This window comes from Sorangium sp. So ce887, assembly GCF_051521455.1.
In the GTDB taxonomy this organism is placed as follows: Bacteria; Myxococcota_A; Polyangia; order Polyangiales; family Polyangiaceae; genus Sorangium.
This window is the reverse complement of the sequence record NZ_CP150354.1, coordinates 4498864-4510719: the sequence shown is the minus strand read 5'-3', so window position 1 is coordinate 4510719 and position 11856 is coordinate 4498864. Positions and strand designations below refer to the sequence as shown.

Annotated in this window: 11 protein-coding genes and 1 pseudogene; all 12 read right to left on the bottom strand. The window is 71.8% G+C overall.

Features of this window, described 5'->3' with window-relative positions; all coding sequences use genetic code 11:
* Positions 1 to 7: 7 nt before the first annotated feature.
* The gene (locus WMF36_RS16760; protein WP_437580608.1) at positions 8 to 586 is read right to left on the bottom strand and encodes a hypothetical protein; all 579 of its coding nucleotides are present in this window, start codon (positions 584 to 586) and stop codon (positions 8 to 10) included.
* Positions 587 to 591: 5 nt separating this feature from the next.
* Positions 592 to 2226 (bottom strand): hypothetical protein, encoded by a 1635-nt coding sequence (locus WMF36_RS16755; protein WP_437580607.1) that lies wholly within the window; start codon positions 2224 to 2226, stop codon positions 592 to 594.
* 22 nt (positions 2227 to 2248) lie between these two features.
* The gene (locus tag WMF36_RS16750; RefSeq protein ID WP_437491832.1) at positions 2249 to 2614 is read right to left on the bottom strand and encodes a GPW/gp25 family protein; all 366 of its coding nucleotides are present in this window, start codon (positions 2612 to 2614) and stop codon (positions 2249 to 2251) included.
* A 75-nt stretch (positions 2615 to 2689) separates the two neighbouring features.
* Positions 2690 to 3961, bottom strand: a complete 1272-nt coding sequence (gene tssK, locus WMF36_RS16745) for a type VI secretion system baseplate subunit TssK (RefSeq protein WP_437580606.1) — start codon at positions 3959 to 3961, stop codon at positions 2690 to 2692.
* A gap of 18 nt (positions 3962 to 3979) precedes the next feature.
* A complete protein-coding gene (locus WMF36_RS16740; protein ID WP_437580605.1) occupies positions 3980 to 4549 on the bottom strand; it encodes a hypothetical protein in 570 nt (189 codons plus the stop codon).
* 54 nt (positions 4550 to 4603) lie between these two features.
* The gene (gene tssC, locus WMF36_RS16735; RefSeq protein ID WP_437580604.1) at positions 4604 to 6226 is read right to left on the bottom strand and encodes a type VI secretion system contractile sheath large subunit; all 1623 of its coding nucleotides are present in this window, start codon (positions 6224 to 6226) and stop codon (positions 4604 to 4606) included.
* 78 nt (positions 6227 to 6304) lie between these two features.
* Positions 6305 to 7435 (bottom strand): type VI secretion system contractile sheath small subunit, encoded by a 1131-nt coding sequence (locus WMF36_RS16730; protein WP_437580603.1) that lies wholly within the window; start codon positions 7433 to 7435, stop codon positions 6305 to 6307.
* A gap of 120 nt (positions 7436 to 7555) precedes the next feature.
* A complete protein-coding gene (locus WMF36_RS16725) occupies positions 7556 to 8440 on the bottom strand; it encodes a hypothetical protein (RefSeq protein ID WP_437580602.1) in 885 nt (294 codons plus the stop codon).
* A gap of 8 nt (positions 8441 to 8448) precedes the next feature.
* Complete coding sequence (locus tag WMF36_RS16720; RefSeq protein ID WP_437580601.1) at positions 8449 to 9429, bottom strand: type VI secretion system protein IglI family protein; 981 nt, start codon at positions 9427 to 9429, stop codon at positions 8449 to 8451.
* A gap of 27 nt (positions 9430 to 9456) precedes the next feature.
* The gene (locus tag WMF36_RS16715) at positions 9457 to 10506 is read right to left on the bottom strand and encodes a hypothetical protein (protein WP_437580600.1); all 1050 of its coding nucleotides are present in this window, start codon (positions 10504 to 10506) and stop codon (positions 9457 to 9459) included.
* Positions 10507 to 10704: 198 nt separating this feature from the next.
* Positions 10705 to 10908 (bottom strand): annotated as a pseudogene (locus WMF36_RS16710) (AMP-binding protein); the annotation flags it as partial.
* 424 nt (positions 10909 to 11332) lie between these two features.
* Positions 11333 to 11680: a hypothetical protein gene (locus WMF36_RS16705; protein WP_437580599.1), complete on the bottom strand. Its 348-nt coding sequence runs from the start codon at positions 11678 to 11680 to the stop codon at positions 11333 to 11335.
* Positions 11681 to 11856: the final 176 nt, after the last annotated feature.

The following is an 11856-nucleotide window of genomic DNA, read 5'->3' as shown; positions in this document are numbered from 1 at the left end:
TCCCTCCTCAGCCCAGGTTGATCAGGCTGCCCTGCACGTTGGTCAGGCTGCCCTTCAGCGTGGCGATCCCGGACGACTCCAGCGACATCATCCCGTCCGCCTTCACCTGCACCTGCACCCCCGACATCGAGGCCTGCGCCTGCGACAGCTCGAGCTTCCCCCCCGAGGCGACCGTCGCGCCCGCGCTCGCGAGGGAGAGCGTGCTCGTCGACGCGCCGCTCAGGCTCACCTCGGTCTGCCCCTCGGCCGCGATCTTCTGCCCGGAGACGCTCACGTTCGCGTCCGACGTGAGCGTCATGTCCTTCGCGCTCTGCGCGGTGAGCGTGTCGCCGCTCTTCCACGTGGACGCCTTGCCCGAGGAGAGATCGATCGTCTCCTCCGCCTTCACCTCGAACTGCTTGCAGGTGATGGTGATCTTCTCGGCCACCTGCTGGATGATGCTCGTCGCCTGATCGCCCGCGACCTTCAGCTCGATCTTCGTGCCGTCCATCTTGAGGGTCTGCGTGATCTTGGCGTCGGCGTTGGTGATGGTGACGGTGAGCCCCGCGGCCTTGTCCATCTCGATGGTGCAGACGAGGGTCCCCATCGCGGCTAGCCCTGCTTCTCCTCGACCTTGAGGGTGAGCTTGCCCTCCTCGAGCTGGAGGAGGACGGTGTCCTTGTCGTTCGTGCGCAGGACGCGGAGCACGGGCTTCTCGTCCTTGTAATCGTGGAGCACCGACGTGCTGTTCGTGGCCGACTTGCCCAGGAACAGGTGCTGCCCCTGCCCGTCCGCGGGGGCCCTGGCGTCAGCGCGCCAGTCGAGCAGCGTCAGGACGCGCGCCCGGGTGAAATCGAGCGCGCAGAGGACCCGCTCGCCCTTGTAGAGCGGCAGGTAGAGCGTCCCCGAGCCGGAGGTGGGCTCGTAGGGCGCGGTGATCTCCTGGTCCTCGAAGAGGGGGATCTTGATCGTGTAGCGCTCGACCGAGGTGCTCGAGTCCGTCGCGAACTGGTAGGTGATCTGGGCGTCCTCGCCGACCGTGCTCACCACCTTGCCCTCGAGGTACCCGGGGAAGCGCGGCTCCACGATGGGCGGCAGCCGGAGCGCGGGCTCGGCCTTGGCCTCGAGGTGGGCCGACATCGAGAGCTCGAACGCCGTCGACGGCTCGCCGTAGCCCTGCTCCGGCCCCTCGTCGACGGCGCGCGCCTCGATCGAGAGCCGGTGGACGCGAAATGGATCCGCGGCGAGGAGGAGCGCGGCGCTGTGCCCGCCGGTCGCCGAGATCGACACGAGGCTGCCCGGCGCCACCTGCACGGTGGGGAAGCGGCGGAACACCACCTCGACCTCCCGCCCCGGCAGGAGCGGCCGCGCCTTCTCGAGCGCCACCCGGCCGTCCACCTCCGCGGCGATCGGCGTGCGGATCAGCGCGTCGCGGAACACCCCCGCGGCCGCGTTCGCGTTCTCGCCCACCTCGGTGCGCGGCGACTCCGTGTACGAGCAGCGCACGCGCGGCTTGTGCCGCGGGATCGCGGGGAAGACCGAGGTGAGCCGCGCGAGGTCCTCGGCGGGCAGCTCGGCGGCCGCGCCGCTCGTGTCCTTGGCCGCCTTGATCGAGTACGCCCGCGCCGCGTGATCGAAGGTGAACACGCCCATCCGGTGCCGCACGTACCAGAGGACGAGATCGTAGAAGCTGCTCCCCCCGGCCGGGTCGAGGTGGAAGAAGAGCAGCGGCTCCGCGGTCGTGATCGGGTCGAAGTCGTAGGTCAGCGTCGCCTTCGCGCCCTTGTGGGCCTCGATGACGTCCTTGAACGACTTGTTCGTGGTGAGCTCGCAGGGGAAGTGCTGGCGCCACAGCGCGCGCGCCGGATCGGCGAAGCTCACCCGGTAGTACCGGGAGAGCGCGTCGGCCGCCTCGCCCTCGGGCTGGTGGACCTCCTCGCGCAGCGCCCGCTCCAGCACCACGCCGCCCGTCTTCAGGACCGCGTCGGACGGCTCGGTGTCGGTCTCGAGGTGCCCCGCCTGGAGGGAGAGCGAGACCTCGGCGAGGTCGGGCTTCTGGAAATCCTCGAGGATCGCGTCGGCGTATTTCCCCTGCCGGCCGTCGTCGGCCTGCACGACGAACTCCACCCAGCCCTCCACGCCCCAGGCGTGCATCTCGATCCCGAGGCCGCGCACGTCGCCGCCGGGGATCTCGTGCGCCGTCCCCGCCAGCGTGAGGGTGAGCGAGATCTGGAGGCGCTCCCTCACGACCGCGCCCCTCCCTTCGGCCCTACGCCGCCGGCAGCACCCGGACGCTGCGGAAGACGCTGTGGAAGAGGATCGCGAACGAGCAGGCCTCGCCCTGGCAGCGCCCGCTGAGCCGGAAGCGCACCCAGAGCGCGCGATCCCGCCCGATCAGGGTGAGCTGGGGCTCGGTGAGCCGCGGCTCGTGGCGCTTGACCTGCTCGAGCATCTCCTGGGAGAGCGCGCCGATGAACGGCTTCGTGGCGTGGATCCCGTCGTAGCCCCCGATCCCGAAGACCTCCACGGCGCCGGCGTGCCCGCGCTTCGCGTTGAGCACCGCCTCGAGGTTCCGCGCGATGCTCTCGAGCGCGCGCTCGTCCGGATTGCCGGAAAGCTTCCCGAAGAACGACACGATCCAGCGCCTCCGTGGCCGGGTGGGTCCGGGCCTGTCCCCGCGCAGCCCCCGAGCGTTGACAGGATAGCGCGATCACGGCCGCCTCCAGCAGAGGACGACCTGGTGGCCCTCGAGGTGCGGCGGCGGGTGGAACGCGAGGGCGCGCTCGCGGGCCGCGTGCGCCCACTCGCCGCCCTCCTCGCCGGCCGCGCCGCCGACCACCCGGTAGAAGTCGACCGCCCCGCCGAAGCCGTGCCGGAAGGGCGGGCTCGACGTGGGCGCGAGCCGCAGGCCGCGGAGCGCGTGCTCGCGCACGATCCGCAGCCGGGTCGGGCTGGCCAGCCGCACGCCGTCGAGCGGCACCTGATCGGCCGCGCGCGCCTTGAGCACGGCCACGTAGACCTCGGGCGCCGAGAGCGCCTCGTCGGGCAGCTCGGCGGCGACGAGGCGGCCGTTGTCCGGGAGGAAGGCGACGGCCGGCGAGGACGGCTGCGGCGCCGCCGTCCGGCGCCCGAGATGCGCGAGCACCTCGCCGAAGCAGCGCGCCGGCGCGTCGTGATCGTAGGCCGGCGGCCGCCACGGCGAGGCGTGCTCGTCGAGCAGGTAGACGTCGAGCGAGAACGCGCGCAGCGCCGAGAACACGGCGTAGGGGTGGAGCGGGACGCCGCGCTCGATGTCCGCGAGCAGCGCGGCGAGCTTGCGCGCCTCCAGCCGCACGCGCTGCACCGGCCCGAGCGACTCGCCGCGGCCCAGCGCGTCGAGCGCCCGCGCGTCGAGCGCGCTCTCCAGACCGGCGAGATCGCCGCGGAGCGACGCGAGGGCGCGGGTGAGGTAAGGGGTGGTGTCGAGGCGCAGGAGCGGCGGCGCCGAGGCCTCGTCGAGGCGGAACGCGCCGCGCTGCAGGACGAAGCGGCCGAGGGGGACGCGGCCGCGGGCGCCCAGCGCGGCGCGCTCGGTGGAGAGCTCGATGACGTGGAACACCCGCGGGATCTCCCGCGGCGAGGGCAGCTCCATCGGCGGCTCGCCCTCGCCGCCGTCGGCCTCGGGGTCGAGGACGTGGGCGAAGACCTCCACCTCGCGCCGCCCGGCCTCCTTGAGGTCGAGCGGCGCGCGCATCCTGGCGTTGCCCGGCACGTCGATGAGCGCGCCCTCCGGCAGCACCGCGGTGAGGGCGGTGACCCAGAGGACGCCGTCCGTCGGATCGTCGCCGTTCCACGCCAGCCGGGCCACGCCGTAGGCCGGCGCGCTGAGCCCCGCGCGCAGCGCCGTCTCGGCGGCGAGCGCCGCCTCGAGGCCGGCGAAGTGCTCGGGCAGGAGGATCTGCCCGATCCGCCACGTCGGACGAGCCAGGGTGGAGGCGGCCATCGTGCTCCCGGCGGCCGTTCAGCCGACCGTGAGGCCCCAGGCCTTGGCGAAGTTCTTGCCGTCGCCGACCGCGACCTGGAGCGCCTGCGCCGTGGGCTGCGGCTTGATGCCCGTTGTGGCGGCGTAGTTCTCGGGCGATTGCACCTGGGTCGAGGCGTCGTCGGCCACGGCCAGGTTGAGCTCGTCCCCGTTCTTCTCGAGGATGCCCTTCATGTCCGTGTTGTTGCTGTGGAAGCAGAGGAAATACTTCTTCGCCAGCGGGTCGTAGTCATAGACGGAGAACTGGAACTCCGCGAGGACGTTGGTCATCGACGTGTAGACAAGCGTGAGGAGGCTCTGCTTGTTGGTGATCGAGACCTGGCCGGCGAAATAGATCGCGTCGGTGACGCCCGTCTCCCACTGGATGTCGGACAGCACGGCGACCACCTTCAGATCCGTCGTCGGGTTGGTCGGGTCCTTGCAAGTCTGGTCCGCCGTGAGGGCAGTGTCACCGAGCTTGAGCTTCGTGATGAAGCCGACCGGCGTCTGCTTGTCCTTCTTGTAATTGTATCCCTGGTAGATATCGAGGGTTCTACGAAACGTCGGCATGGCCGCTCATCCTTTCTCGCGCGTGGGGGAGCTCGTCCTCGTGGACTCGTGGCCTCAGGGCCCGCCGAGGGCCGCCTCGAGGCGCAGCTCCACGTCCATCCCCTCGAACTGGACGTGCGGCAGCACGGACAGCGTCGCCTTGTACCAGCCGAAGGGGCCCGGCTTCGGCTCGACCTCGACCGCGACCGCCTTGAACGGGTAATAGAGCAGCGTCAGGTCGTCGGGGTTCGTGATCGTGGTGACGTACTGGCCGAGCCAGCCCTCGAGGACCCGCTGGATGTACGGCCCGTCGGCGGTGCTCCCGATGTACTCGCGCATCATCCGCTTGACGAAGTGGGCGATGCGGGTGACCGAGAAGGTATACGCCAGGTTCGTCACCAGGTGCGCGTTCTTTGTGTTCAGGTCCTCGACGAAGAGGCGCGGCTTCTTGATCGACTGGGAGCTGAAGAACGTGGCGGTGGCCTCGTTCTTCTTGTGCACGAGCGGGACGAAGCCGTTCTTCGCGAACTGGAGCTCGCGGTAATCGGGGATGGCGATCTCGACCGGGGGCTGGATCTCCTCGTAACCGTTCTTTGTATACGTGTGGACCGTGAGCCCCTCGACGATGCCGCCTCCCTTCGGGCCGCGGATGTGCTGCGCCCACCCGCTCCGCTCGTAGGAGCGCACCATGTTCTTGGCGAAGAGGATCGCCGAGTTGCCCCAGAGGAAGTGGCTCGCGTCGTCGGTGCGGCCGGGGTGGACGGTCTCGCCGAACCCGATCTGGTTGCCCCGCTGGATCGACGCGCCGTTCGCCCAGGGGTGGCGAAGCAGGTAGCGCGGCAGCGTGAGGGCGAGGTAGGCCGCCGCGTCGGTGTCGCGGAGCGCCTGCCATTTCCCGAACCTCGGGTGCGCGAGCACCGCGTCGAGATCCCCGATCTGGGCGACCTCCTCCATCGTCTTGCTGGGCTGGAAGAACGTCGGGTGCACCGCGGACACGAAGGGGCAGTGGCTCGCGTTCGCGACCTTGCTCATGGCGCTGAGCCACTCGACGTCCTCGTCCGAGGAGTTGAACTCGTAGAGGCCGATCATCGACGCGAACGGCTTGCCGCCGTAGCGATCGTACTCCTCGATGTAGACCTTCCTGAAGAGCTCCCCGCCGAAGATGTCGGACTTGTGGTCGACGAGGTCGTTGAAGAGCTCCTCCTTGCTCGCGTCGAGGAAGTCGATGGTCACGTCCTCTTCGTTCACGCTCGACGCGAGGTCGTCGAGCCCGCGCCACGCGGCCTCCAGCGCCTGGAAGTCGTCGTCGTGGTAGACGAGATCCAGGTAACCGGCGACCTTCTTGTCGATCTCCGCGGTGAGCCGGCCGATGGTGTCGAGGATATCGCTGAAGCTCTTCAGGTCACGGTTGATGTCGTCGCTGTTCACGAGGAGCACCGCGAGCGCATTCATGAAGCGCGCCCCCTCGTTGAGCTCCGTGCTGCGATCGTCGAAATGGAGCGGCGCGGCCACGCCGGCCGACGCGCCCGCGCCGGAGGACAGCAGCGCCCCGGGGGCGGCGGCCGCCGCGGGGGCGGCGACGGCCGCCGCGGGCTTGCTCGCCAGGCTGATGATCGCCTTGGGACTGCCGCCGGGATCTCCGTTCTTGTAGAGATCTCCGGGCGTCTCTCCGAGCGTCTCGAGGAGGCGCTCTTGCAACTCTTTCGCTTTGTCCGTCAGAGCCATCGCTGATTCTCCCGCCTCGTCTTGCCGAGCGCTCTCACAAGGGACCGGTGCTCAGGTGCCATCCGCGCCGCCTCCGCCCACCGGGGCGCCGCCTCCGCCCACCGGGGCGCCGCCTCCGCCCACCGGGGCGCCGCCTCCGCCCACCGGGGCGCCGCCTCCGCCCACCGGGGGCGCGACGGCGGAAGGCTCGATCTGGAGCAGCGGGAAGCTCTCGCCCGCCCAGGCCTTGAGCTCGCGGAACCCCGCGAGCTTCGCCTCGATCGCCTTCGTGGTCTCGCCATAAGCGGGGAGCATGTCCTTCAGCCGCTTGCGCAGTTGGGGTCGGTTCCTGAGCCCCGATTGCAGGTCCAGGAGGAGCTGCTTGAGCACGCGCAGGCGGTACACCTCGGGAATGCTCGTGGCGACCGCGTCCGGAGCGAACGAATCGACGGAGGTGAACGGGATCGTCCGCTCCGCGTGGCCAGGCTGCGATCCTTCGACTTTGACCGCGAAGGCCTTCACCTTCCGGTCCCCGGCGGCTGCCGCGGCGCCGTCCTCATCGCCCTCCTCCACCGGCGAGATCGTCACCCGCTTGTCGTCGAGCGAGATGTCCCGCATCTCCAGGAACCCGGTGAGGATCCCGACGACCTTGTTCGTCGCCGGATCGACGTAGGTCCCGGTGACGGCGCCCGTCAGGTCGATCTTGGCGCCCTTGGCCGTCGCCGTGCGATCGGCGATGGTCACCGTGAGGGAGCCGTGGACCCGGACATCGCCGGTGATCTCGGTCATCCCGTTGTCGCCCTCCGCGCTCCGGAAGTGCGCCGACCCGCTCAGGCTGAAGGCCGTCTCCCCGGGCTTGTCGAGCGCGGTCAGGGGGATGAGGCACGTCACCTTGTCGAAGTGGATCTGCCCGGGGATGGCGCTCCGGAGCGGCCGCAGCCCCTCGTCCCCCTCCGGGATCCGCCAGATCGGGATCACCTCGCGCAGGTGATCGTTCACCGTGGTGCCGCGCTTGATCGTGCGGACGCCCCGCGTCCCCAGGTCGGGGAGCAGGTTCCCTCGGCGGAGGGATCGACCGGCGAACTCTCCGAGGACGAGCAGGCGATAGGGCAGGTTCTCCTGCTGCACCGTCCCGGTGATGTCGGTCCGGTAGGTAATTGTCAGGCGGGACTTAAAGATCTGCTCCTGGATCGGCTTGCTCAACGCCGTCCTCCTTCTTCGCTCGGCACAGTGGACGCTCAGGGGCGCTCTCTGCGCAACGCCATGGCCCCCCGGAACGATGCATAGGCTCACACGCCCATCCTCGGCGGACCAACTTTCAGGTCACGTGGGCGGGACCCGCCCCTCGAACAGGAGGGTCGCCTTGGGCGGGCGCGCCCGCACGATCGGCTCGAATCCAAGGTGGGACGCGCCCACCAGATCGAGCCGGCCATCGGCCTGGCGATCGAGCAGGAGGACGCGGAGGTGAAGGCCCGTATCGCCGAGCGCGGGCAGGACGCGCGCATCGAGGCGGCGCCGCGCCTCCGCGGCCCAGGGCGCGCCGCTCCAGGTGGTGGACTCCTCGGCGACGAGGATCGCATCGAGCCCGGGCGCCGTGATCTCCGCCTCGCCCCCGAGCGCCGCGAAGCCGAGCACCGCCTGTCCGAGGCGCGGATCCTGCGCCGGCATGCCGCGCCGCACGGGCGCGCGGCGCACGCTCACCCCGAGCTCGGGGTAGACCTTCTCGAGCAGCCAGTGGAGCGCGAGCGGCGAGGCCGGCCGCGCCAGCGCGAACGCGTCGCGGCGCACGTCCGCCGCGCGGGGGAAGAGCCGCTCGGAGCGCTCGGGCAGGAGGGCGTCCACGCGGTCGCGGAGCAGGCGATCGTCGAGTATCGCAAGGACGCCCTCCAGCGCCGGGCCGGCGCGCGGGTGCGCGAGCAGCTCCAGGAAATACGAGGGCAGCGGGCTTGTGCTGCTCCGGAGCCCGAGGTTCAGGGTCACCACCACGTGATCGGGCGCGATCTCGACGTCGTGCACGATCGCGGAGCGGGTGGAGAGCGACGGGTGGCAGCGGAACCGGATGGCGTGGTCGGGGAGCTTCTCCCGGAGCAGCGCGATCAGCGCCGGCGCGTCGAGCGCGCTCGCGCGCCGGCGGATGGCCGCCTCGAGCGCCGCGGGGCCGTCCTCCTCGGCGGGATCCTCGTCGGGGCGCTCCCGGGCGGCGGTCATCGCGTCGCTCAATGCTCGAGGAAGGCGTCGAGATCGACCTGATAGAGCTGCTCCAGCGCCTCCCACGCCGGGCTGTCCGCCGCGGCCCAGTGCGGCGCGATCGCCTCGATATGCGTGCTGAGCAGGCGGAAATGGGGCGCGAGCAGCGCGGGCAGGTAGACGCGCGGATCGAAGTCGTCCACCGCGGCCTTGATGTCCCGGGCCACGATCGCGGCCTTGCCCATCTCGCCCTGCTCGACGAGCCCGGCGAACGCCTCGAGCTTGCGAATGAACCGCTCCAGCGCCGGCGAGACCTGGATCATCCGCGCCCCCGGCGCCTGCGGCGCGGGCTCGCTCGGCTCGATCCCGGCGGCAGGAGGCGCCGCGCCTGCGTCCGCATCCACATCCTTCGCGGCCGCATCCGCGCCCGCTTCCGGGGCGGCGACCGGCTCCGGCGGGGGCTCGCGCTGGGGCATTCTCTGCAGGCAGAGCTCGATGCGCGTCTTCAGGCCGGCGAGCTCCACGATGCAGCGCGGGGACGCGATCCGCTCGGCGGCGGCGGCCTCGAAGGCGGCGGCGGCCTCCAGGCAGGCGCGCGCCAGATCGCGCTCCACCTGCTCCACCCATGCGCGCCAGGTGGCGTCGCGCGCGCTCTCGTGGAAATCGATGCTCGCCTTCACGCTCCGGAACAGCAGGCAGAGCGCGGAGTCCACCGCCCGATCCCGCCGCGCCGCGGGCCGGAGCGCCTCCCAGCGCCGCCCGGTCGCGTCCGTCAGGACGTCCAGCATTCCCGGGAGCGCCGCCGGTCCCCGCTCCCCGAAGACGCCGAGGAGGAGCGCGGCGATCGCCCGGACGTCGGTCCCCCCCGCCGCGAGCGCCTTCTTCGCCTGCCTCGCCGCCTCCTGATGTTCGCCCGTCTGGACGAGGCGCACCAGCGCGTCGACGGCCGACTCGGCCATGTCCTGACCGGGGCCGTCGAGCGCGCGCGAGGCGAGGGCGATATCGATCATGCAGCGGATCCGTGCGGCGGCCCGCGCTCAGGCCCCGAGGACCAGGCCCCGCAGCCCGGCGAGGCGGCGGAATACGGGGTGCTGCGCCTTCGCCGCCAGGAAGCCCGACGAGTATTGCCGCTGGCACCACGCGGCGTCCACTTTCCGGCCCTGCATGCGGGGGTAGAGGGGGAGCACGGTGACGCGATCGGGGAGGAAATCCTCGCCGAGGTCCTCGCGGATGGCGGCTTCGATGGCATCGGAGAGCGCGGCGCGCGCGGGGGTGCCGTCCGGCAGCGCGCCCGCGAACGCGAGGAGGACGAAGGCCCAGCGCGCCCCCGGGTCTCCGGTGGGGATGGGCACCACGCAGGCGCCCAGGATGCCGGGCACCTCCGAGACCCGCTCCGCGAGCTCCGCGGCCGGGAAGGCCCGCCCGGCGCGGCGGGGGACGAGCGTGCCGCCCCACAGGAACTCCGTGCCGCGCCGCGCGAGCACGAACCACCCGTCCTTCTTCGGATCGCCGTCGGGCATCGGCACGAAGATGCCTGCGCCCCCGGCTGCGGGCTCGCCGCTCCCGGTCGCGTCGAAGAGGGCGTAGGGCTGCCCGGCCGCCGGCAGCGCGAGGGCCTGGACGCTGCCGGGGCGCCGCGTGGAGAAGAGCACGGCGCCGCCGGCGGCGGCGTCGACGAGGAGATTCGTGGAGGGCACGCCGGCGAGGTCGTTCTTCTTGACGAGATCGTTCCAGGCCACCCAGTCGAGCGGCTCGTCGACGCTCCGCACCCACTGGCGCAGCTTCGGCGGCCGCGCGATCGGCGCCTTGCGCAGCGCCTCGCAGAGCGCCGGGGTGATGCCGAGGGTGGTGATGGGCTGCTCTTGCAGGAGGGCCGGGCGCGAGAGGACGTCGGCGGGCGTGAGGTGCACGAAGGTGGCGCCCGCGAGCAGGGTCGCGAGGATCGCCGCGGGGTGATGCTGCTGGGGGTGGAAACCGGGGAGCGCGAGGGCGTCGCCGGGGCCAAGGCGATACGCGACAACGGCGTCGTGGAGGGCGCGCTGCCACGCGGCGCTCGCGGGCAGGTCCACCGGCTCGGCGAGGGGCACGCGCAGGGGCGAGAAGAGGCGCGCGCAGGGCTCGTCGGGCGCATAGGCATGCGGCGGCGCGGCGTGCGGCGGGCCGTCGCCGGCGAGCGGCAGGGCGCGCTCGGCGAAGGACCCGATGGGCGGCGGGGCGGCGGGATCGACGACGACGTGGGCGGGATCCAGCGCCTTCAGGCGGCGGAGCAGGGCGCGCTCGCCGGCGGGGGCGAGGAAGGAGACGACGAGGCCGAGGCGGAGGGCGGCGCCGAAGGCGATGAGCCAGGGGATGCCGAGGGGAAGGACGAGGGCGACGGCGGCGCCGGGGGCGACGCCGGCGGCGGCCCAGCGCCGGGCGCAGGCGGAGGCGCGGGCGGCGAGATCCGGATAGGAGAGCGATTGCCACCCGGCGCGGCGCTGATAGGCGATGAAGGCCGCGCGGCCGGCGCCGGCGTGGCGGCCGATGGCGTCGTGGTAGAGGTCGTAGGCGTGGCCGGGGCGGCTGCGCGGGGCGGGGCCGACGCGGCGGGCGTGATCGGCGAGGGCGGACCAGAAGGCGGGGGGATCGTCGTGGCTCGCGGCGAGCCAGGCGAGCTCGGGGACGTCGTCCTCGCGGGAGAGCTCGAGGGAGCGGAGGGCGGCGGGGAGTTCCAGGGGCGGGAACGTAACGGCGGCTTCTGATGGATGGCAACATTGTGCCGGGTGCGGCCGAGCGGGTGCGGCCGAGCGGGCTACCCCGCCTGGGGCTCAGCGGAGCGCCTCGGCGGCGCAGGTTGCGATCAGGGCTGGATCCCGCCCCTGCGTCAGCGGTGCCGACACCGCGACCGGGACGGCCGGCGGGCGCAAGATTGCCTCAGGGGAGCACGTCGGCAGCGGTCTTCGCCCCCAGAACGTTCTCCGCCCACCGATCCAGGGTGGCGCCGTCCTCACACGCCAGGATGCGGTCGCGCTGCTCGTCCGAGAGCGCGATCCCCGCCCGCGCGAGGAGCCGGAGCAGCACGTCGCGCTTCCCCTTGAGCTCCCCGTCGTGGAAGCCCTTCCGCTCGCCGTCACGGAAGCCCTCGCTGATACCGCGCTCGAAGATCTTTTGCGCGAACGGGGGGAACGTCGCCTTGCCTTGGGTCTGCCGCTCCATGACCAGTGCCTCCAGAGCCCGCTTCATGGGCTCGCGCAGCGCGTCGTAGATGATCTGAAAATACACCGCCGAAATGGGGCGCGAGCTCGGGGTTCTCGCGGAACATCTCGACAATGCCATTGTGCTCGAGCGTCGGCATGCGGGGCTCTATGGGCGGTGGACGCCGTGGCCAGAGGGGGCTGGTGCACACGAGCTACCGATAGCCGACCGGCCGCGGCGGGGCGCTCGCGCCGCATAACGTA